Raw genomic sequence first — 19,982 nt, forward strand, 5'->3', positions numbered from 1 at the left:
GTCATAATGACCACATTTCTCAACCGGAGCGGTCATGACTCATCCTTTATTACTGGCCCTGGTACCGGTGGTGGCTGACCTCACTCGCGAGCTTTCCGACGAAGAGCGCTATCGACGACTCTTGCGGTCCCTGCGCCAATGGCTGCCCTGCGATGCAGTCGCGTTGCTCAGGCTCGAAGGCGACGTGCTGGTGCCGTTGGCGGTCGAAGGCTTGAGTCCGGACACCCTCGGGCGCCGCTTCAGGCTCGGTGAGCACCCTCGGTTGGACCGCATCGTGCAGCGCCCCGAGCCGACCCGTTTTTCCACCGATTGCGAGTTACCCGATCCCTATGACGGCTTGGTAGACGGCGTGCACGGCGATCTCGAAGTGCATGATTGCCTGGGCTGTCCGCTGTACGTGCAAGGCACACTGTGGGGCGTGATGACCCTCGATTCGCTCGATCCATCGCGCTTTGGCGACGTCGATCTGGGCAATCTGCAGGCGTTCGCCAGCCTGGCGGCAGCCACGGTCATGGCCAGCGAGCGGATCGACCATTTGGCGCGCAGCTTTGAAGATCAGCGGCAATTGGCGGAGGTCTACAAGCGTGCGGCGGGAGCACGCGGGCCGCGCGAGCTGATCGGTCAAAGTGCGGTACACCGGCGTTTGCAGCAAGAAATCGAGTGGGTAGGCAACAGCCCGCTGACGGTGTTGATTACGGGTGAGACTGGGGTAGGCAAGGAGTTGGTGGCCGAAGCGATCCATCTGCATTCGCCCCGCGGGCACAAGGCGTTGATCAGCCTCAACTGCGCGGCATTGCCTGAGTTGCTGGTGGAAAGCGAATTGTTCGGTCACGTCAAAGGTGCTTTTTCCGGCGCCGTCAGTGGGCGCAGCGGCAAATTCGAGCTGGCCGATGGTGGCACGTTGTTTCTCGACGAAGTCGGCGAGCTGCCGTTGCCGGTGCAATCGAAGCTGCTGCGGGTGCTGCAGAGCGGTCAGTTGCAACGGGTCGGCTCGGACCAGGAACACCGGGTGGATGTGCGGATCATCGCAGCCACCAACCGCGACTTGGCCGAAGAGGTGCGGGCCGGGCGTTTCCGTGCAGACCTCTACCATCGACTGAGCGTCTACCCGTTGGTGGTTCCTCCGTTACGGGAGCGCGGCAAGGACGTGGTGTTGCTGGCGGGGTATTTCCTCGAAGAGAACCGTGCCCGCATGGGGTTGCGCAGCCTGCGCATGGGATCGGACGCACAGAAAGCGTTGCTGGGGCATCCATGGCCGGGGAACGTGCGTGAACTGGAACACCTCATCAGCCGAGCCGTGCTCAAAGCGCTGTCGGTCCACAGGGAGCGGCCGAAGATTCTGACCCTGGAAGCCCATCACCTGGGGCTGGAGCAAGCCCCAGCGCCCGCCGTACCAGGCGTCGCTGCACCCCTTGGCCCCGACGCCGTGCCCACACCGGGCGAGGGCCTGAAACGGACCGTCGATGATTTTCAAAAACGTCTGATCATCGAAGCTCTCAGCCGACACCAGGGTAAATGGGCGGACGTGGCGCGCGAGCTGAAACTGGACCGGGCCAATCTCAGTCGTCTGGCCAGGCGGTTGGGGATCCGCTAGCGGCATTCGGCACTGCACGTTCGAACTGCCGAAGGCTGCTGACTGCAGGTGGCGGACCTTCGCTGGCCGCCACCTCGCTGCATTACCGATGCGCGATGTCCTCCAGCGCCAGATTTCGCGTCTTCGGACCAAATCCACCGATGGTGATCATCACGATCAACATGCTGATGACGATGAAGGTCAGCACGCCGGGCGTGCCGAAGTGGTCCAGAAACAGGCCGATCAGCAGGCTGCTGAACACCGTGGACAGGCGGCTGAACGAATAGCAGAACCCCACCGCCCGCGCACGGATGTTGGTGGGGAACAGTTCGCTCTGGTACGAGTGGTAGCTGAAGCTGAGCCAGGCGTTGCAAAAGGTGATCATCACCCCGCAGACGATCAGGCCAACCGCACTGCTTTGTTGCGCGAACAGCGTGCCGAAGATCATCGCGCCCAAGGCCGACCCGACAATCTGCCATTTGTTCTCGAAACGGTTGGCGAACTTCACGAACAACAGCGGCCCCAGCGGGTAGGCGAGGGTGATGATGAACGCGTAGGCCAGGCTATGGGTGACGCTGACGCCCTGGCCGGACAGCAGCGCGGGCAACCAGTTGCCGAAACCAAAAAAACCGATGGCCTGAAATACGTGGAATACGATGAGCATCAACGCACGGCGTCGATAGGGCGGTTGCCAGATATCAGCGAAACGGCCTTTGCCTTCGACGGCCACGTCGTGGGTTTCGGGCGCGTCCAATGGCTTGCCGTGGTCGCTCAGGCAACGGCTTTCCAGACTGTCCATGATCGATTCGGCTTCGGCGAAACGTCCCTGTTGGGCAAGCCAGCGTGGAGATTCCGGGAGTCGTGAGCGCAGCCACCAGATGAACAGCGCGAACACCGCACTGGCGATCACCACCCAGCGCCAACCGGCAATGCCGAACGGATTCTGTGGGACCAGCCACCAGGACATGAGTGCCACCGACGGCACGGAGAGAAACTGCACGAAAAATGCGAAAGCGAATGCCGAACTGCGCATCCGCTTGGGCACGAGCTCCGAGAGGTAGGCATCGATGGTCACCAACTCGATACCCAGCCCGATCCCCACCACGAAGCGCATGCAGATGATGCCCAGCGCTGAGGTTTGCAGGCCCATCAGCACGGTGGCCACGGTGTACCCGATCAGCGCGAACGTGAAGATTGCCCGGCGCCCGAAGCGATCGGCGATCGGACTCAACAGGCTGGCCCCCAGAAACAGGCCCAGGAATGTCGCCGAGGCGAACGCGGCCTGGTCGGAAAAGCCGAACACGCCCTGTGCGCCGGTGGCGAACAGTCCGTCACGAACCAGCCCGGGGCTGATGTAGGCGGTCTGGAACAGGTCGTATAGCTCGAAGAATCCGCCAATCGAAAGCAGCGCCACCAGTTTCCAGATCGTGGCCACGGCCGGCAGGCGGTCAATACGGGCAGAAATGTGCGCGGCGCGGATCGGATCGATTCCGTCGCGGGGCATGTCGGTTGCGGGGGAAAGCGAGGCCATTATTATTTTTCCGTTGCGTGGGACGGGGCATGTTAGAGCTTTTGACGAGATTCAAGACAAAATATTTCCTTGCGATTAAGCTTCAAGGCTGTTCGCAACCAGCCTTCGGATCCCCGTGAAATACAGACTCCCGACCACGGCCACCGCGCCGTTCTGCCCCTCCGCCGTGACCGACAGCGTCGCGATCCCGCCTAACGCCTCGCTCCTTCGCAAGCTGATGCTGTTCGTCGGTCCCGGCCTGTTGGTTTCTATCGGCTATATGGATCCGGGCAACTGGGCCACCGCCATCGAGGCCGGCTCGCGGTTCGGCTACGCCTTGCTGTTCGTGGTGGTGCTGGCGAGCCTGTCAGGCATGGTGCTGCAAAACCTCTGCTCGCGCCTGGGCATCGCCACAGGCCGCGACCTCGCGCAATTGTCGGCCGAACGTTACAGCCGCCGCGTCGGCATGGGTCAATGGGTCTTGGCGGAATTGTCGATCCTGGCCACGGACCTGGCTGAAGTGCTCGGTGCCGCACTGGCCTTTCACTTGTTACTGGGCGTCTCGATCACCACCGGGGTTGCGTTGACCGCCTTTGACACCGTCATTGTGCTCGCCTTGCAGGGGGCTAACTTCCGCCGCCTGGAGGCCATCGTGCTGGGCCTGATCGCGACCATCGCCACCTGCTTCTTCGTCGAGCTGGTGCTGATCAAACCTTTCTGGCCGGACGTGGCGGCAGGCCTCAAGCCGTCGTGGGATGTGCTCAGCCAGCAGGAGCCGCTGTACATTGCCATCGGTATCCTCGGCGCGACGGTCATGCCGCATAACCTGTACTTGCATTCTTCGGTGGTCCAGACCCGCGTCAATGGCGCCTCACGGGAGAGCAAGGCCAGCGCGATTCGTTTTGCGCGCATCGACACCATTGCTTCGCTGAGCATGGCGCTCGTCATCAACGCCGCGATCCTGATTCTGGCTGCGGCGGCCTTTCATGGCACCGGGCATGCGGATGTGGTGGAAATCCAGGATGCGTACCACCTGCTCGACCCTCTGGTGGGCGGCGCGCTAGCCAGCGTGTTATTCGGCATTGCACTGTTGGCGGCGGGGCAGAGCTCGACCTTCACCGGGACCATCGCCGGTCAGGTGGTGCTGGAAGGGTTTCTCAAGGCCAAGATTCCTTGCTGGCAGCGTCGCTTGATCACCCGCGCCCTGGCATTGATCCCGGCGTTGGTGGGGGTGATCTGGTTCGGCGATGGCGCGGTCGGCAAAATGCTGGTCTTGAGTCAAGTGGTGCTCAGCCTGCAACTGCCATTCGCCCTGTGGCCATTGATTCGTTTCACCAGCGACAAACAGCTCATGGGCCCGTTTGCCAACAGCCGGTTGACCAAGGCGCTGGGCTGGGGCCTGTTTGGCCTGATCTCAGGGGCGAATGTGACGTTGATGGTGCTTTGGGTGATGTGAGTCTGCCGTTTGCTTCGTCGATGCGGCCCACCCAGGGACGGGCGGCACGGCGCGCGGCGAAGCGATCAGCTCAGCAGGATGCCCCGTGCCATGCCGGTCGCGGCGATGACGATGATCACCATCAACGCCGCCTCCATGTGGCTGATCCGCGCGAAACGACGGGACAGGGAGGTGTCGACAGGCTGTTGTTTCTTGAATGCGATGCGCCATTTGATGAGCGCGAACATCGGGACGACTTCCAGCGCCAGGATCGCCACGAACGCGGTCATCTTGAGGTGGAACAGCGGTTGATGCAGGTAGTAGAAAGAGCCTTTCTCCAGCCCGCCAAACGCTCGAAAGGCGCCGGTGATGAGCAGAATCCCCGCCGAAACGCCCCAGATGTTATCGACCACGAACACGTCGCGAAACGAGCGGGGGTCGTCCTTGCGCAACCGCCGCAAGGCGCGGCCGCGAGCCAGTACCGCCGCCAATGCAAAGCCGAAGGCCAGTAAATGCAGCGCAGCCACTATCCACTTGACGACCATGATTGAACTCCCCCGAGCCTGTCTGAAGCGAGCATTGACGTTGCAAGCTTAGCGGGTCACGGGGGTTCTGCTGGCTGGCGCGGATGAAACTGTTGTCAGAAAAGGCGCTGGCCTTCCAGGAGAACGGCCAGGGACGACCCGCGCGAGGTCAGTCCGATGCCTGTAGACCTTTCTGCTTCATCACCAGGTTCTTTTCCTTCTTGTACTGCAACGCGACTTCCGGCGCCGGACCGCTCTTGCCGGTTTCCATCCACAACCGCATGCGGCTGGCATCGGCGAAGTGGGTGTACTTGCCGAAGGCGTCCAGAATCACCACCGAGACCTGACGATTGGCCATGCTGGTCAACAGCACCAGGCAATGCCCGGCCTGGTTGGTAAAGCCGGTCTTGGTCAGCTTGATGTCCCAGTTGGATTTGCGCACCAGGTGGTCGGTATTGCTGAACCCGAGGCTGTACGTGGGTTTGCGGAAAGTGACCGTCTTTTCCTGCGTGGTGCTCAGCTCGCGCAGCAGCGGGTAGTTGCGCGCCGCCAGCGCCAGCTTGGTCAGGTCCCGCGCTGTCGAGACGTTGTACACCGACAGGCCGGTGGGCTCCATGTACACGGTGTGACTCATGCCCAGCGCCTTGGCCTTGGCGTTCATGGCCTTGATGAACGCCGGGTACCCGCCCGGGTAGCTGTGAGCCAGACTCGCTGCGGCGCGGTTTTCCGACGACATGAGGGTGATCAACAGCATGTCGCGGCGATTCAGCTCGCTGCCCAGCTTGACCCGCGAAAAGACCCCTTTCATTTCGGCGGTTTGGGAGATGTCCACCTTGATCATCTCGTCCATGGGCAGCTTGGCATCGAGGGTGACCATGGCAGTCATCAGCTTGGTCACCGAGGCAATCGGCACGATGACATCAGGGTTACTGGAATACAGGACCTGGCCGGTTTGCAGGTCGGTGATCATGGCGCTGCCAGAGGCCAGGTGAAGATTGGCCGGGTCACGATTGAAAGCAGCGGGTTCGTTCGCAAGGGCACCGGTGGACAGTGCCGCGCCTGTAAAAGCAAAAAACAGGCTGATGAGGGAGGTGCGAATGTTCAAGAGCAACGCTCACTAAATGAAGATACGGAAAGAACGGTCGACTTTTTCCAAGCACGACAACAAGATGGGCGCATTTTAGGAGCATGTTTCTGAAGATGTCGATGGGCTGGATAGGACGTTTTGATATTAAAAGCCGCTCGTATGGCATCCGTTCAGGTCAACGCAGCAAAAAGGGTGTATTTGCCGGTTGGAGTGCTGATAACAATGGCACTGCGCTCATGCACCGATTAGCATTCGACGCCACTGACCCCCCTCATTCGAAGTGACCTAGGAGTTGTGCAATGCCCAAAGGGTTTATCAGCAAAGACTACGCCTCGGTGGTGTTCGCTGCGGCGGTCGTTGCAGGGCTCTTGCTCGTTGTCGGCCTGTTTGCCCGGCCTTCGGACTGGGCCGGCTGGATTCAAGCCATCGGCCTGATCGTCGGGCTGATAATGGCCATCGCGATACCGGCAATTCAGAGGCGCCAGGAATTGGCGTTCCAGCAAAAGCAGGTGCGCGACCGGGAAACCGGCTACGCGCGCCGCATGCAGTATCTGTGCGGTGAACTCAACGAGCTGCTGGCGAAAATCACCGTCAATCTGGTGCATCTGCGCGCGGCCGACCGTCACCGCCTGCAGCGGGGGCTGGACGATTACCTGCACCGGTTGTTCGAGTCGCACAAGCTGGATCAGAACGACGACCGCGTGGTCATCGCCCACGAGTTGCGGTTGGTCGCCAATGACCTGATCGAGGAACTGGAAAGCGGGCGGTCCGACCGGGTGGTATTGAACGCCTTGGAGAAGCGCCTGCAGAAACTGGCCCATCGCTGCCAGGTCAACGCGACCATGGCCGAGCGCGTCTGACCTCGATTTCGCCACGCAAAAAAAAGCCCGCGTCAGGGGATGCGGGCTAAAGGGAAGTGCGGAGCAACGCACGATTCCAGGGATGAGCGGTGACGGAATCAGCTGTTGAGCTGACGATCCTCCAATTGCCGAGAGAGGGCCTTGGCCGCTGGCAACGAGGAGAGAGGACCGCTGACCGGCTCACCGTTCTGCATGAGGTACCAGCAAGCCAACAGACCGCGCTCACGAAGCGACGCGGGAACGGCGCTGCCGACGACTGACATGATTTGAACCTTGGTCATAAGTGCCTCCATCCATCTATGGGGGCTACTTTAAGACTCGATGACTTCGCGTAGAAATCACTGCTTTCGATAGTCGTCATTGATGGTGCAGGGGGTCAAGAATCTGCACACGAAGAAGGCAGGCGTGTGCGGGCTTCCGCATTTTGGCGAACGGTGGGCTCAAGCGATGCCTGCGCGTTATGGGCTGCACACAAAGAAAAACCCCGCTTTGGCGAGCGGGGTTTTTTCGTTGGACGGTATCAGCCGGGCTGTCACCAGCGGCCGCCGCCATGGTAGCCATGGTAGTAACCGGGTGGCGGGCCATAATAGCGTGGCGGGCCATAGTAGCGGGGCCCATAGATGACCGGGCGTTCAACGACATAGGCTGGCTGTACGTACACCGGTGGTGGCGGTGGCGGTGCGTAATACACCGGCGCTGGCGCCGCGTACACCGGTGCCGGCGCCACATACGTAGGGCCGGAAGCCACGGCCGCGCCGACGACGCCGCCGACCACCGCGCCGATCACTGCTGCTCCACCCCAGCCTGGACCGCCGCCATGGGCTTCAGCCTGGCCAGCGAGGGCGAGGGCACCTAACAACAAGGCAACCTTGGGGATGTGACGAATCATGACTGTTCCTCGGTGTTCAGTCCCGTTGTCGCGGGCCTGCTTTACGCTCAGGCACTGCCACGGGATAACTGATCAGACAACGAATTCCAAAAATCTGCGAGAGCCGTTGCGTAAATTTTGTGTAAGGTATTCGAAAAGCCTTATTGATCACGTTGCTCGCGCTTAAAACCGCAAGCGCCTGAATTCTACGCTTTTCCTGTGGGGCGACCTAATACCGTTCGGGAGATTTCATGTTCGTGACAGCCAGTAAAGAAACCCGCCTATGCATGTCGCTGGCGGGCCGCCCCGGCAACTTCGGTGTGCGCTTTCATAACCACCTGTATCAACAACTGGGGCTGAATTTCTACTACAAAGCCTTTTCACCTAGCGATCTTTCGGCGGCCATTGCGGGAATGCGCTCCCTCGGCATTCGCGGTTGTGGTGTGTCGATGCCTTTCAAGGAAGCTTGCATTGCACTGGTCGATGAAATGGACCCGTCCGCAGCGGCCATCGACTCGATCAACACCATCGTCAATACGGACGGTCACCTCAAGGCGTACAACACTGACTACATCGCCGTGGCGCAATTGGTGGAAACTCACGCGGTGCCACGCACCCGATTTGCCTTGCGGGGTAGCGGTGGAATGGCCAAGGCGGTGGCCTGTGCGTTGCGCGATGCCGGTTTTACGGATGGCTTGATCGTCGCGCGCAACGAGGTGGCAGGCAGGGCGCTGGCGCGCACCTGCGGTTTCGAATGGCAGCCCGAGTTGGGTGCTGAGCGTCCGCCGCTGCTGGTGAACGTGACCCCTTTGGGCATGGCGGGGGACCAGGCGCAGGTGCTGGCGTTCGAGGCTGAAGCGATCGAGGCAGCGGACACCGCGTTCGATGCAGTGGCTACGCCTGCCCTTACGCCCTTCGTTCTGCAAGCGCAAAGGTTCGGAAAGCGGGTGATCACCGGTGATCAGGTTGCGGCGATACAAGCGCTCGAACAGTTCATCCTGTACACCGGGGTGACCCCTAGCGAGGCGCAATATCAGGCAGCTGCCGCCTTTGCCCGCGAGCCGGTCTGACCCGGCCAGTGACGCCGATGACCCTGATGGCCTCGTCGCCGGGGCCATCAAGGTCGAACACGGCCTCGACTCACCTCCCCGATGACCGTTTGGACACAGTGAATGTCAGAGACCAGCACCAAAATCATCACCACCGAAGGCCATGAAACGCTGAAAAAAGAGCTGGATTATCTCTGGCGCGAGCACCGGCCGGACATCACCCAGAAGGTTGCCTGGGCGGCTTCCCTGGGCGATCGCAGTGAAAATGCCGACTATCAGTACAACAAGAAACTGCTTCGGGAAATCGACCGCCGTATTCGGTACTTGCGCAAACGTCTGGAAGATATGCGCGTGGTGGCGTACTCACCGGAACAGGAAGGTCGAGTGTTTTTCGGTGCCTGGGTAGAAGTCGAAGACGAAGAGGGCGAGACCAAGCGCTTCAGGATTGTCGGTTACGACGAAATCTACGGGCGCATGGATTACATCTCCATCGATTCGCCCATGGCCCGCGCGCTGCTCAAGAAGGAAGTCGGCGACGAGGTGACCGTGCGGGTGCCCGCCGGGGAAAAGGTCTGGTGGGTGACGAAGATCGACTACCGGGTCGCGGGTTGAAACGTGGCCGACAGCAGCGCTTTCGGCCACACCCATCTAGCCTTCGCGCAACACGGTCAACGGGCTCGCATTCAGTGCCCTGCGTGTGCCGAACACCCCCGCTGCACCGACTAACGCCGCGCCGATCAGCGGCACCAGCAATAGCCAGGGGTGGGGCGACCATTCCAGATGGAAGGCATAACGGTACAGGACAAGGCTCACCAACTCACACCCCAGCGCAGCCAAGAGTCCACTGACCGCGCCCAGCAGGCCGAACTCGATCCGACGTGCTTGCGTCAGCAACCTGCGGTTGGCGCCAAGCGCCCTCAGCAGGGCCCCTTGCCGGATGCGCTCGTCCAGCGTGGCTTGCAAACCGGAGAACAGCACCGCCAGACCGGCGGCCAGCACGAACAACAGCACGTATTGAACCGCAAGGGTCACTTGATCGAGGATGCTGCGCAGTTGTGCCAGCAAGGCCTCCACCTGAAGGATCGTCACTGCCGGGAAGGCTCGGGACAACTCGACGATTTGCTGATCATGGCCGGGCGGCAGGTAGAAACTGGTGAGGTAGGTGGTTGGCACATCTTTCAGGCTGCCTGGCTGGAAGATCACGAAAAAGTTCGGCTGGAACGTGTCCCAGTTGATGTCCCTCAGGCTTGTCACGGTCACATCGTACGTCGCACCGCCGATCACGAAACTCAAGGTATCACCCAGTTTCATGTTCAGGCTCTTCGCCAGTTGGCTTTCCACCGACACGCCCGGGAGGCGCTGCCCGGCGAGGAGTGGGTCGCCCCACCACTGGCCTTCGGTGACGGTATTGCCCTCGGGAAGGTGAGCGGACCAGGTCAGGTTCAGATCCCGCTGGGTGGCGTTCTCGCCCCGGGAGTCCTTGGTGACGAACTTGCTGACCGGCTCCGCGTTGATACTCATCAACCGCCCGGGAATCATGGGGTACAGCGGCGCAGTGTGAGTCGACAACTGGCCCATGCGCTCGGCGAAGTGATCGCGCTCGGCGGGCAGTATGTTCAGCGCGAAGTAGTTCGGCGCGTCCTTGGGCAACTGGTTCTGCCAGGTGTCGAGCAATTCGCCGCGCAGCAGGGCTATCAGCCCCATCGACAGAAGAATCAGGCCGAATGCCAAGGACTGACCGGCCGCCGCCAGCGGATGGCGCAATAATTGGCCCAGGCCCAGGCGCCAAGGCAGCGAGGCACCTGCCAGCAGGCGACGCAGGCTGCGCAGCGCCAGCAAAAGCAAGCCGCCAAGCACCAGCGCGGCGATCAGACCGCCACCCAGCAGCGCGAATGTCAGCACCAGATCGAGGCTCAGGCGCCACATGATCAGCCCGAGCGCCAGCAGTGCCGCCCCGTAGACCAGCCAGGTGCTGGCGGGCACCGGCAGCATGTCACGGCGCAATACGCGCAGCGGCGGTACGCGGCCCAACGCCGCCAGCGGTGGCAAGGCAAAACCGGCCAATGCCACCAGCCCGGTGCCTACGCCCGCCACTGCAGGTAACCAGCCGCCCGGTGGCACGGCAGCAGGCAGCAGGTCCTGGAGCAGATAGAACAGGCCCAATTGCGCGAACCAGCCGAGCAGGGCGCCGATCATGCTGGCCGTTACTCCGAGCATCATCAATTGCAGACTGAACAGCACCAGCGCTTCCTTGCGTGACAGGCCCAGGCAGCGCAGCAATGCGCTGGCATCGAAGCGCCGCACCGCGAACCGCGCCGCCGACAAGGCCACCGCCACCCCGGCGAGCAACACCGCGACGAGGCTGGCCATGTTCAGGTAGCGTTCGGCTTTGCCCAGTGCCCCGCCGATCTGCTGGTTGCCATCGCGTGCGTCGTCGACTTTCTGATTGGGCGCCAACCCGGGTTCGACGGCTTTGCGATAGGCGGCCAGGCTTTCGGGGCTACCGCGCCAGAGGTCGCGGAATGACACGCGACTTCCCGGCTGTACGACCTTCGTGGCGGCCAGGTCCGCGAGGTTGATCATCACCCGGGGCGTCAGGCTGTAGAAATTGCCCGCCCGATCGGGTTCATAAGTCAGGACGCGGGTCAGCTTCAAGGTGGTCGAGCCCACGTCGATCTGATCGCCCACCTGAAGGTTCAGTGCGACGAGGATACGCGGTTCAGCCCAGGCTTCTCCGGGCCCGGGTTCGCCACCGGTGGTTTCCGCCCCATAGGGAGCTGCGGCGCTCTTGAGTTCCCCGCGCAAGGGGTAGGCGTCATCGACCGCCTTGACGCTGGCCAGCTGGATGCCGTTGTCCGTGGCAACCACGCTGGAAAAGACCACCGTCTGGGAGTGGTCGAGCTTGAGTGAAGTCCCTGCTTGAATCTGTTCCGGGCTGGCTGGAGTCGAGCCGCTCAGGATTAAGTCCGCGCCGAGGAACTCGGTGGCGCGCAGCAGCATGGCGCTGTTCAACCGCGCGCCGAAATAACCGATGGCCGTGCTGGCGGCGACGGCCACTACCAAGGCAAAGAACAGCACGCGCAACTCGCCGGCGCGGGCATCGCGCAGCAATTGGCGGGTGGCGAGGCTGAGCAGACGCATGAACGGCAGGCGGGCCATCAGGGCTCCATAGGGGCGACCAGACGTCCCCCTTCAAGACGGATCAGGCGACGGCAGCGATGGGCCAGACGCTCATCATGGGTGACCAGCACCAGCGTCGTGTTGCGCTCTTGATTCAGTTCGAAGAGCAGGTCGCTGATGCGTTCGCCGGTGTGGCTGTCAAGGTTGCCGGTGGGCTCGTCGGCAAACAGGACGTCGGGCTCGGCCGCGAACGCCCGGGCAATGGCCACGCGTTGCTGTTCGCCGCCGGACAGTTGCTTTGGCGTGTGGGTCAGACGTTTGCCCAGCCCCACCCGTTCGAGCAGGTGACGGGCCTGGTCCCGCGCGTCTCTGCGGCCTTCCAGTTCCATGGGCAGCATGACGTTCTCCAAGGCGTTCAGGCTGTCGAGCAACTGAAAGGACTGAAACACGAAACCCACGTGTTCGGCGCGGACGCGGGCGCGCTGATCTTCATCGAGCTCACTCAAATTGCGCCCTGCCAGTGTCACCGAGCCCGCACTGGGCAGGTCCAGTCCGGCCAGCAGGCCCAGCAGCGTGGACTTCCCTGAACCGGACGCGCCGACGATGGCCAGTGTGTCGCCCTTGTTCAGTTCTATCGAGAGTTCGTGCAGGATGGTCAAGTCACCTTCGGTGCTGGGGACCACTTTGCTGAGGGCCCGGGCACTGAGAATACTTTCGCTCATGGAGAGTCCGATGCGTGCGTGGTTATTAAGTGCTGGCCTGGGGTTGCTGCTGTTGTCTCAAGGAGCCATGGCAGGCACGGTGTTGATCGTGGGGGATAGTATCAGCGCGGCTTTCGGCCTGGATACCCGCCTGGGTTGGGTCAGCCTGCTGGAAAAGCGCTTGGCGGAGCAGGGTTATGCCCACAAAGTGGTCAACGCCTCGGTCAGCGGCGACACCAGTGCGGGCGGCCTCGCGCGTCTGCCTGCGCTGCTTGCAGCACACAAACCGGAATTGGTGGTGCTCGAACTGGGTGGTAATGACGGGCTTCGCGGACAACCGCCTGCCCAATTGCAACAAAATCTTGCGTCGATGATCGACAGCGCCCAGGCGGCCGGGGCCAAGGTACTGTTATTGGGCATGCAGATTCCGCCCAATTACGGCGCGCGCTACACCGAGGCGTTCAAGGCGGTATACACCCATCTGGCGACCGAGAAGAAGGTGGCGCTGGTGCCGTTCATGCTCGAAGGCGTGGGCGGCGTTCCTGAACTGACTCAAGCGGATGGCCTGCACCCGGCAGCCAATGCGCAGCCCAGGCTGCTGGATAACGTCTGGCCGCAGCTCAAGCCACTTCTGTAGGTGCGGATCAGCCTTCGGTGGCGATGCTCGTGATCATTGATGCCAGCGGTTTGCGGCAGGCCTTGAACGGCCCTGCCGCACGCGCCGCAATAATCTTCCCAGCCATCTGAATTAAAGGCTTTCAGCCCTTTTCTGGATGCTGGCTTTCGGCTAAGGTTGCGCCCCCGATTTGGAGCTCTCCATGCCCCGCCGTCCCGCCTGGTCCCTTTTTGCCTATCAACTGATCGAACCCGACGAACAGCTTGACCTGTTCGCCTGTCAGGAAGTGCGTGTGCATCTGGTCGCCCGGCAACTGGAACTGGCGGGCTCCGCCGACCGTACGCTATGCGGCACGCTGCTGCCCGCTCAGCCGCGTTGGTCCGGCGTGGAGCAGGCGATTTATCAGGATGAGCGGTTGTGCCCGTTGTGCCGCGCGATCATCGACGCGCAGCGCCGCGGCATGCACCCGATCTGGCCCGAGATCGACGCCGGGTCGTAAGCCGTCGCGCCCACTCCCGAAGGCGCTGGCAGGCGTGTACAATCGCGCTCATTCACGCCTTCGCTTACCCAAGGATTCCCTCGGATGTTGTCGCGCATTTCAGCTTTCACTCGCTGTCTGTCGCTCGCTGCACTGTGTGCGGCCGGCCCTGTTTCTGCCCTGGAATTTCCGTTGCCGCCGCCGGGCGAAGACATCATCGGCCAGGTGCAGACCGTCACCGCCAAATACGAAGACACCTTCGCCGACCTGGGCACCCGCTACGACCTGGGCTATCTGGAGATGATCGCGGCCAACCCTGGCGTCGATGCCTGGCTGCCGGGCGCCGGCACCCAGATCATCCTGCCGACCCGCTTCATCCTGCCACCCGGTCCGCGCGAGGGGATCGTCATCAACCTCGCCGAGTACCGTCTCTATTACTACCCCAAGGGCCGGAACGTGGTGTACACCTTCCCGTTGGGCATCGGCCGTGAGGGCTGGGGATCTCCAGTGTCCACCACCAAGGTCACCGCCAAGACGCCGAACCCTACCTGGACGCCACCTGCATCGATCAAGGCCGAGCACGCCGCCGACGGTGACATCTTGCCCAACGTCGTGCCAGCCGGTCCGGACAACCCGTTGGGGCCGTTCAAATTCGGGCTGGGCGTGCCGGGCTACCTGATCCACGGCTCCAACAAGAAGTTCGGTATCGGCATGCGCACCAGCCACGGCTGCTTCCGCATGTACAACAATAACGTGCTGGAAATGGCTGACATGGTGCCGGTGGGTACCACCGTCCGGATCATCAACGAGCCCTACAAGTTCGGGGTCAGTGGTGGCAAGGTGTACTTGGAAGCCCACACACCCCTGGACGAAAGCGGCAATCCCTCGGTCGTCGACAAGCACACGGCGGTGATCAACGCCTTGCTCAAACGTGAAGACCTGGCCAACAGCCTGCGCATCAACTGGGATGAAGTGCGTGATGTGGTGGCGGCCGAAGACGGCATGCCGGTGGAAATTGCTGTACCGGGCGCCCCTGCACCGGCGAGCAATGCGACGCAAATGACGCTGCAGTAATCACGTCGGTCGCGCCAATACCCGTTCACCGGGCCTGAGGAAAGGGCAGGGTGAGCGGGTTTTTTATCGCCCGGAAACAGTGCCCAGGCCGCGGGCAATAAAAAAGCCGGTCCGAAACCGGACCGGCTTTATCAACAATCCCGAGGGATTATTACTTGCGGCTAGCCTTGTCCAGCATGCGCAGTGCACGCTCGTTGGCTTCGTCGGCAGTTTGCTGAGCTTTCTGAGCAGCAGCCAGTGCTTCATCAGCCTTGCGATAGGCTTCGTCAGCGCGAGCTTGTGCACGAGCAGCAGCGTCTTCGGTAGCAGTCAGACGAGCTTCGGTTTCTTTGGAGGCGCTGCTGCAACCGGTAGCCAGAACGGCGGCCAGGGCCAGAGCAGAGAATTTCAGAACGTTGTTCATCGTGTTCCCCTTAAAGGACTTCTTTCAAGTTAATCATCTCTCGAAAATGAGAAAATGACCGGCGTACATAGTACTCATTGTTTGTAGTAAGTAAACGGACCAAGCGCAAGAACCGCATAAAATTCTTTGCTTTGAAAGCGTTCCGTGCGAATCCTCACGCTTTTTCTGCGAAAAAAACCAGCCTTTTCAGGCCACTACGTCTGCCAATGAGTTGCAAGCAGGCCCCATGAAGTGCACGTTGACAACACCAGGCAACAGGTCGGCCACGTCCTTTTCAGTGCCTAGCCGACAGAGGTCAAACTCCCGCGGCTTTTCTGTTTATAGACGAAGTTCGACCGGCATGCTGGTTCGGCAGTATTTAACGTGACTTCGCCGGGCCGTTCGCGTCTCAATGGACATTCGTCAGCATTGACAGGTTCCACGCACAGTGCGTCGGATGTGCGGCAGTGCATTTGCCGTTGATTCACTTGAGCAGACTCGAGAATGGCGCCTACTATTTGCAGGTGCTCATTTGATGGAGAAGCGAAACCTTCTCGTGTCCAAATCAGGCACGGGGCGGCGCAGAGGTTCCTTCGCCGAATAAAGATGGGTAAGGTAGGGGTCCAATTCCAAGACCCGCGAGGAGCAGTGATGAGCGAGGCGTTGTCTATCCACCATGACGAGGCCGGTCACCAGTTCGAAATCAATATCGACGGTCACCGTGCTTACCTGACGTACATGGACCTGGGGAAGCAGACCCTGGACATCTATCGTACGTTCGTCCCCAATGCATTGCGGGGGCGAGGCATTGCGGCGGCGCTGACCAAAGTGGCCCTCGATTATGCCGAAAGCAATGGCTACACCGTGATCCCGTCGTGCTCGTATGTCGAACGTTACATGGAGCGCCATCAGCGCCAGGCAGCCCGGATCTGATCGATTGCTGCAATGAAAAACGCCGAGCCTAAGCTCGGCGTTGTTGTTTTCATGGCTTGTACGCCGGGTGACAGAAGTTGCGCTCGGCAAGTCCAATCGACGTCGTGCTGACGGCGGAAGCCTTGACCGTCAGCCGCGCTTGCGCTTGGGCAGCACGTCCTTGAGCTTGGCGTACATGCTGCGCAACGTCTTCTCGGTGGTTTCCCAATCGATGCAAGCGTCTGTGATCGAAACGCCATACTGCAGATCGGCCAGATCCTTGGGAATCGACTGCGCACCCCATTTCAAATGACTCTCGACCATCAGGCCAATGATCGACTCGTTGCCTTCCAGGATCTGGTTGGCGACGTTTTCCATGACCAGGGGCTGCAAGGCTGGGTCCTTGTTGGAGTTGGCGTGACTGGCGTCGACCATGATATTCGGCTTGACCTTCGCCTTCGCCAGCGCTTGTTCGCACAGGGCGACACTGACCGAATCATAGTTGGGCTTGCCGTTGCCACCGCGCAGCACCACGTGGCCATAGGCGTTGCCCTTGGTGGTCACGATGGACACGCCGCCTTCCTGATTGATGCCCAGAAAACGATGCGGACTGGAGACCGATTGCAAGGCGTTGATCGCCACGGTCAAGCCACCGTCCGTGCCGTTTTTGAAACCTACCGCCGAGGATAGGCCAGAGGCCATTTCGCGGTGAGTCTGGGATTCGGTCGTGCGCGCACCGATTGCCGACCAACTGATCAGGTCCTGCAAGTACTGCGGAGAGATGGGGTCCAGCGCTTCGGTGGCGGTCGGCAGGCCTTTCTCGGCCAGATCCAGCAACAACTGGCGACCGATGTGCAGACCGTCCTGAATCTTGAAGGAATCGTCCAGATACGGGTCGTTGATCAGCCCTTTCCAGCCCACGGTGGTGCGCGGCTTCTCGAAGTAGACGCGCATGACCAGATAGAGGGTGTCGGACAGTTCGGCAGACAGGGCTTTCAGGCGATCGGCATAGTCGTGGGCAGCCTTGATGTCGTGGATCGAGCAAGGGCCGATCACGATGAACAGGCGGTGGTCCTTGCCATCGAGGATGTTGCGGATCACTTCGCGGCCCTTGCTCACGGTGGCCTGAGCGGCCGCGGTGAGGGGAATTTCGCGCTTGAGCTGGTCCGGAGTGATCAGGGTCTCGTTGGAGGAGACGTTAAGGTCGTCGATTGGTAAATCAGCCATCGTGTTACTCATCAGGTCACGGTGCCGACCGCCAGCGGACGTGGCGTGCGGCAGGGTTAGGGCAGCGGGGAGCGGAACCTTAGCGCGTTAACCCTTATTTCCACAATGGGCAAATGTGCGATCCGGGCCGGGTGGACGGTGCAGCACGTGAGGTGGCGAACGTGAATGCCCCATCGATGCCGCCGCCCTCCACCAGCCCGCCAGTTCGTCAGCGGGCTCACGCCCGCGGGTTTTGCGGATATAGTGTGCGCCAGACCTTGGGAGAGCGGCGTGGATCAACTGAACCTGACGGACTTCGATGTCGATCAGCAACTGCTGGCGCTGCCGGGCACGTCGTTGCTCATTTTTACCAGTGTGGGCTGTTCCAACTGCCGATGGGCGCGCCAGCGGTTACCGGAGCTGGCGCTGCCGGTCGAGCGGTTGTGCTGGATAGATGCCGAGGAAAACGGCGGCGCGGTGCAGCGCTATGGTGTTTTTCACCTGCCTGCGCTGTTCGTGGTCCGCGATGGCGAATTCCACGGTGCCCTGCGCAGCGAACTGTCGGTGGGCGCGATCAGCCAGGGATTGACCCACGCTTTGAGCCGAGTCCCGGACGATCTACCCTGAATGTCGAATGAGGAAGCCATGAGCCACACCCCTGAAAAGCCGCGCATCGGCATTATCGGCACCGGTGCCATCGGCGGATTTTATGGCCTGATGCTCGCACGCGCCGGCTATGACGTGCATTTTCTGCTGCGCAGTGAGTTCAACGCCGTCTCGCAACGGGGCCTGAACGTAGACAGCCACGTGCATGGCCCCCTGCGCCTTGACGCCGTTCAAGCCTACGCTTCCGCAGCAGACATGCCGCCCTGCGATTGGTTGTTGGTGGGTGCCAAGACCACCGGTAACGACAGCATCGGACCTGCCATCGTGGCCGCTGCCGCCCCGGGTGCCAAGGTGTTGAACCTGCAAAACGGTTTAGGCGTGGAGGAGGCGCTGCGCGCCGTGCTGCCCGATTCGCTGCATTTGCTGGGTGGTCTGTGCTTCATTTGCGTCCATCGTACAGGGCCTGGGCAAATCACCCATCAGGCCTTTGGGGCGGTGAATATCGGCTACCACAGCGGCCCGGCAACCGACACTGCCGCGAGCCAATCCCTCGTGGAGCAAGGCGCCGCGTTGTTTCATGCGGCTGGCATCGATTCGGTGGCGATGGACAATCTCGACAAAGCGCGCTGGCAAAAGCTGGTCTGGAACGTTCCTTATAACGGCCTCTCGGTGCTGCTCAACGCCAGCACAACACCGCTGATGGCAGATCCTCACAGCCGTGAGTTGATTCAGGCCCTGATGGCCGAAGTGGTCCAAGGTGCCGAAGCCTGTGGTCATGTGCTGCCGGAAGGGTATGCGCAACAGCTGTTTACGTTGACCGAAAAGATGCCGGACTATCGTCCCAGCATGTACCACGACTTCATCGAGAAGCGCCCGCTGGAGCTCGACGCAATTTACGTCAGGCCCTTGGCGGCCGCGCTGGCCGCAGGGCAGGACATGCCCAGGGTCCGCGCGCTGTTTCAAAGCCTGGCCTTTCTCGACACCGCCAATCGACGGGCGTTTGGCTGAGGCCGGGCGCCTGGCTTAGCGCGTACGAACGGGAGCCTACCGATGGCCAATGACCTGACTTTGAAAGCCGCCAGCAACAAATTGGTACTGGCCATATCGTCACGCGCACTGTTCGACCTGCGCGAAAGCCACGCCATTTACATGGCAGACGGCGTTGCCGCCTATCGCAAGTACCAGATCGATCACGAAGACGAGGTGCTTGAGCCGGGGGATGCGTTTTTGCTGGTGGAGAAGCTGTTGAGCCTCAACACCAGCCTGAGCCAGTCTCGGGTCGAAGTGGTGCTGGTGTCGCGCAACAGCGCCGACACGGGCCTGCGGGTGTTCAACTCGATTCAGCACTACGGGCTGGACATTTCCCGTGCGGCGTTCGTCGGTGGTCGCAGTCCTTTCCCCTATCTGGCGGCCTTCGGCAGCCACCTGTTCCTTTCCACTCACGCTGACGATGTGCGCAGTGCGCTGGACGCAGGCTTCGCCGCTGCGACCATTCTGTCCGGCGGTGCCCGGCGCGCGGCCAGCGCCGAACTGCGAATTGCGTTCGACGGCGACGCAGTGCTGTTTTCCGATGAGTCCGAGCGTATCTATCAGTCGGGTGGCCTTGAGGCTTTTCAGGCCAGTGAACGCGAGGCCGCACGCCTGCCGCTGCCGGGCGGCCCGTTCAAGCCGTTTCTCGCGGCCTTGAACCTCTTGCAGCGTGAGTTTTCCGAAGAGGCCTGCCCGATTCGTACCGCCCTGGTGACCGCGCGGTCGGCGCCGGCCCACGAGCGAGTCATCCGCACCCTGCGCGAATGGGACATTCGACTGGATGAGTCGTTGTTTTTGGGTGGGCTCGATAAGTCCGCCTTCCTGGAAGCCTTCGCCGCCGATGTATTTTTCGATGACCAGCCTGGCCATTGCGAAAAGGCCCGCGAAGTCGTCGCCACTGGCCATGTGCCCCATGGCATCAGCAATGAGCTAAAACAGTGAACCGTTAGAC

Annotated in this window: 21 protein-coding genes; 12 read left to right on the forward strand and 9 right to left on the reverse strand. The window is 61.4% G+C overall.

The features are described 5' to 3' along the window. Positions 1-34 precede the first annotated feature (34 nt). Entirely contained in the window at positions 35-1,594 is a 1,560-nt protein-coding gene (norR, locus tag N5D61_RS00125) for a nitric oxide reductase transcriptional regulator NorR (RefSeq protein WP_279890030.1), read from the forward strand. An 82-nt stretch (positions 1,595-1,676) separates the two neighbouring features. Here norR and N5D61_RS00130 read toward each other — a convergent pair whose 3' ends face one another. Beyond that, positions 1,677-3,104, reverse strand: a complete 1,428-nt coding sequence (locus N5D61_RS00130) for an MFS transporter (RefSeq protein ID WP_279890032.1) — start codon at positions 3,102-3,104, stop codon at positions 1,677-1,679. A gap of 115 nt (positions 3,105-3,219) precedes the next feature. Between N5D61_RS00130 and N5D61_RS00135 the strand changes: the two genes are divergently transcribed. Next, positions 3,220-4,539, forward strand: coding sequence for an Nramp family divalent metal transporter (locus N5D61_RS00135; RefSeq protein WP_279890034.1), 1,320 nt, complete (start codon positions 3,220-3,222; stop codon positions 4,537-4,539). A gap of 65 nt (positions 4,540-4,604) precedes the next feature. Here N5D61_RS00135 and N5D61_RS00140 read toward each other — a convergent pair whose 3' ends face one another. Next, on the reverse strand, positions 4,605-5,063 hold the full coding sequence (locus tag N5D61_RS00140) for a DUF2214 family protein (protein WP_108238009.1): 459 nt from the start codon (positions 5,061-5,063) through the stop codon (positions 4,605-4,607). Between the two features lie 148 nt (positions 5,064-5,211). Then, positions 5,212-6,153, reverse strand: a complete 942-nt coding sequence (gene pbpG, locus N5D61_RS00145) for a D-alanyl-D-alanine endopeptidase (RefSeq protein WP_279890035.1) — start codon at positions 6,151-6,153, stop codon at positions 5,212-5,214. A gap of 275 nt (positions 6,154-6,428) precedes the next feature. On the opposite strand from pbpG, the gene N5D61_RS00150 reads away from it, so the two are divergent. Further along, positions 6,429-6,989: a hypothetical protein gene (locus N5D61_RS00150; protein ID WP_279890037.1), complete on the forward strand. Its 561-nt coding sequence runs from the start codon at positions 6,429-6,431 to the stop codon at positions 6,987-6,989. Positions 6,990-7,087: 98 nt separating this feature from the next. Here N5D61_RS00150 and N5D61_RS00155 read toward each other — a convergent pair whose 3' ends face one another. Continuing rightward, positions 7,088-7,270 carry a hypothetical protein gene (locus N5D61_RS00155; RefSeq protein ID WP_108238012.1) on the reverse strand — a complete coding sequence of 61 codons (183 nt, stop codon included), beginning with the start codon at positions 7,268-7,270 and terminating at the stop codon, positions 7,088-7,090. A gap of 251 nt (positions 7,271-7,521) precedes the next feature. Then, positions 7,522-7,878: a hypothetical protein gene (locus N5D61_RS00160; protein ID WP_108238013.1), complete on the reverse strand. Its 357-nt coding sequence runs from the start codon at positions 7,876-7,878 to the stop codon at positions 7,522-7,524. 230 nt (positions 7,879-8,108) lie between these two features. Here N5D61_RS00160 and N5D61_RS00165 point away from each other — a divergent pair, with 230 nt between their 5' ends. Both N5D61_RS00165 and greB read left to right on the forward strand, forming a co-directional pair. After that, positions 8,109-8,927 carry a shikimate 5-dehydrogenase gene (locus N5D61_RS00165; protein ID WP_108238014.1) on the forward strand — a complete coding sequence of 273 codons (819 nt, stop codon included), beginning with the start codon at positions 8,109-8,111 and terminating at the stop codon, positions 8,925-8,927. 102 nt (positions 8,928-9,029) lie between these two features. After that, a complete protein-coding gene (gene greB, locus N5D61_RS00170) occupies positions 9,030-9,518 on the forward strand; it encodes a transcription elongation factor GreB (RefSeq protein ID WP_108238015.1) in 489 nt (162 codons plus the stop codon). A 36-nt stretch (positions 9,519-9,554) separates the two neighbouring features. Here greB and N5D61_RS00175 read toward each other — a convergent pair whose 3' ends face one another. Both N5D61_RS00175 and N5D61_RS00180 read right to left on the reverse strand, forming a co-directional pair. Further along, positions 9,555-12,065 carry an ABC transporter permease gene (locus tag N5D61_RS00175; RefSeq protein WP_279890040.1) on the reverse strand — a complete coding sequence of 837 codons (2,511 nt, stop codon included), beginning with the start codon at positions 12,063-12,065 and terminating at the stop codon, positions 9,555-9,557. Then, positions 12,065-12,748: an ABC transporter ATP-binding protein gene (locus N5D61_RS00180; protein ID WP_108238017.1), complete on the reverse strand. Its 684-nt coding sequence runs from the start codon at positions 12,746-12,748 to the stop codon at positions 12,065-12,067. Before N5D61_RS00180 ends, N5D61_RS00175 begins: the two co-directional genes overlap by 1 nt. Before the next feature lie 10 nt (positions 12,749-12,758). On the opposite strand from N5D61_RS00180, the gene N5D61_RS00185 reads away from it, so the two are divergent. The 3 genes from N5D61_RS00185 (at position 12,759) to N5D61_RS00195 (ending at position 14,895) form a co-directional block, all read left to right on the forward strand. Further along, a complete protein-coding gene (locus N5D61_RS00185; protein ID WP_108238018.1) occupies positions 12,759-13,364 on the forward strand; it encodes an arylesterase in 606 nt (201 codons plus the stop codon). A 181-nt stretch (positions 13,365-13,545) separates the two neighbouring features. Continuing rightward, positions 13,546-13,842, forward strand: a complete 297-nt coding sequence (locus N5D61_RS00190) for a hypothetical protein (protein ID WP_108238019.1) — start codon at positions 13,546-13,548, stop codon at positions 13,840-13,842. Positions 13,843-13,926: 84 nt separating this feature from the next. Next, entirely contained in the window at positions 13,927-14,895 is a 969-nt protein-coding gene (locus tag N5D61_RS00195) for a L,D-transpeptidase family protein (protein ID WP_108238020.1), read from the forward strand. Between the two features lie 151 nt (positions 14,896-15,046). Here N5D61_RS00195 and oprI read toward each other — a convergent pair whose 3' ends face one another. Beyond that, a complete protein-coding gene (gene oprI / locus N5D61_RS00200) occupies positions 15,047-15,298 on the reverse strand; it encodes an outer membrane lipoprotei OprI (RefSeq protein WP_025113130.1) in 252 nt (83 codons plus the stop codon). Positions 15,299-15,928: 630 nt separating this feature from the next. Here oprI and N5D61_RS00205 point away from each other — a divergent pair. Continuing rightward, complete coding sequence (locus tag N5D61_RS00205) at positions 15,929-16,210, forward strand: GNAT family N-acetyltransferase (protein WP_177411054.1); 282 nt, start codon at positions 15,929-15,931, stop codon at positions 16,208-16,210. 129 nt (positions 16,211-16,339) lie between these two features. On the opposite strand, the gene N5D61_RS00210 is transcribed toward N5D61_RS00205, so the two are convergent. Further along, on the reverse strand, positions 16,340-17,416 hold the full coding sequence (locus N5D61_RS00210; protein ID WP_177411053.1) for a 3-deoxy-7-phosphoheptulonate synthase: 1,077 nt from the start codon (positions 17,414-17,416) through the stop codon (positions 16,340-16,342). Positions 17,417-17,686: 270 nt separating this feature from the next. Here N5D61_RS00210 and N5D61_RS00215 point away from each other — a divergent pair, with 270 nt between their 5' ends. Genes N5D61_RS00215 through N5D61_RS00225 form a run of 3 tightly spaced genes read left to right on the forward strand, consistent with a single transcriptional unit; the run spans position 17,687 to position 19,972 of the window. Then, the gene (locus tag N5D61_RS00215) at positions 17,687-18,022 is read left to right on the forward strand and encodes a thioredoxin family protein (protein ID WP_108238023.1); all 336 of its coding nucleotides are present in this window, start codon (positions 17,687-17,689) and stop codon (positions 18,020-18,022) included. 18 nt (positions 18,023-18,040) lie between these two features. Continuing rightward, positions 18,041-19,009, forward strand: a complete 969-nt coding sequence (locus N5D61_RS00220) for a putative 2-dehydropantoate 2-reductase (protein ID WP_279890046.1) — start codon at positions 18,041-18,043, stop codon at positions 19,007-19,009. A 42-nt stretch (positions 19,010-19,051) separates the two neighbouring features. After that, positions 19,052-19,972: a 5'-nucleotidase gene (locus N5D61_RS00225; RefSeq protein ID WP_108238025.1), complete on the forward strand. Its 921-nt coding sequence runs from the start codon at positions 19,052-19,054 to the stop codon at positions 19,970-19,972. Positions 19,973-19,982 lie beyond the last annotated feature (10 nt).

The sequence above is a fragment of the Pseudomonas sp. GD03842 genome (assembly GCF_029841165.1).
GTDB lineage: Bacteria > Pseudomonadota > Gammaproteobacteria > Pseudomonadales > Pseudomonadaceae > Aquipseudomonas.

Bases quoted from the DNA above. Each gene is read 5' to 3' on its own strand.
- N5D61_RS00210 (WP_177411053.1), bottom strand. From the start codon at position 17,416: ATGGCTGATTTACCAATCGACGACCTTAACGTCTCCTCCAACGAGACC.
- N5D61_RS00195 (WP_108238020.1), top strand. From the start codon at position 13,927: ATGTTGTCGCGCATTTCAGCTTTCACTCGCTGTCTGTCGCTCGCTGCA.
- N5D61_RS00165 (WP_108238014.1), top strand. From the start codon at position 8,109: ATGTTCGTGACAGCCAGTAAAGAAACCCGCCTATGCATGTCGCTGGCG.
- N5D61_RS00205 (WP_177411054.1), top strand. From the start codon at position 15,929: ATGAGCGAGGCGTTGTCTATCCACCATGACGAGGCCGGTCACCAGTTC.
- oprI (WP_025113130.1), bottom strand. From the start codon at position 15,298: ATGAACAACGTTCTGAAATTCTCTGCTCTGGCCCTGGCCGCCGTTCTG.
- N5D61_RS00150 (WP_279890037.1), top strand. From the start codon at position 6,429: ATGCCCAAAGGGTTTATCAGCAAAGACTACGCCTCGGTGGTGTTCGCT.
- N5D61_RS00225 (WP_108238025.1), top strand. From the start codon at position 19,052: ATGGCCAATGACCTGACTTTGAAAGCCGCCAGCAACAAATTGGTACTG.
- norR (WP_279890030.1), top strand. From the start codon at position 35: ATGACTCATCCTTTATTACTGGCCCTGGTACCGGTGGTGGCTGACCTC.
- N5D61_RS00155 (WP_108238012.1), bottom strand. From the start codon at position 7,270: ATGACCAAGGTTCAAATCATGTCAGTCGTCGGCAGCGCCGTTCCCGCG.
- N5D61_RS00180 (WP_108238017.1), bottom strand. From the start codon at position 12,748: ATGAGCGAAAGTATTCTCAGTGCCCGGGCCCTCAGCAAAGTGGTCCCC.
- greB (WP_108238015.1), top strand. From the start codon at position 9,030: ATGTCAGAGACCAGCACCAAAATCATCACCACCGAAGGCCATGAAACG.
- N5D61_RS00140 (WP_108238009.1), bottom strand. From the start codon at position 5,063: ATGGTCGTCAAGTGGATAGTGGCTGCGCTGCATTTACTGGCCTTCGGC.
- N5D61_RS00185 (WP_108238018.1), top strand. From the start codon at position 12,759: ATGCGTGCGTGGTTATTAAGTGCTGGCCTGGGGTTGCTGCTGTTGTCT.
- N5D61_RS00160 (WP_108238013.1), bottom strand. From the start codon at position 7,878: ATGATTCGTCACATCCCCAAGGTTGCCTTGTTGTTAGGTGCCCTCGCC.
- N5D61_RS00190 (WP_108238019.1), top strand. From the start codon at position 13,546: ATGCCCCGCCGTCCCGCCTGGTCCCTTTTTGCCTATCAACTGATCGAA.
- N5D61_RS00220 (WP_279890046.1), top strand. From the start codon at position 18,041: ATGAGCCACACCCCTGAAAAGCCGCGCATCGGCATTATCGGCACCGGT.
- N5D61_RS00130 (WP_279890032.1), bottom strand. From the start codon at position 3,104: ATGGCCTCGCTTTCCCCCGCAACCGACATGCCCCGCGACGGAATCGAT.
- N5D61_RS00175 (WP_279890040.1), bottom strand. From the start codon at position 12,065: ATGGCCCGCCTGCCGTTCATGCGTCTGCTCAGCCTCGCCACCCGCCAA.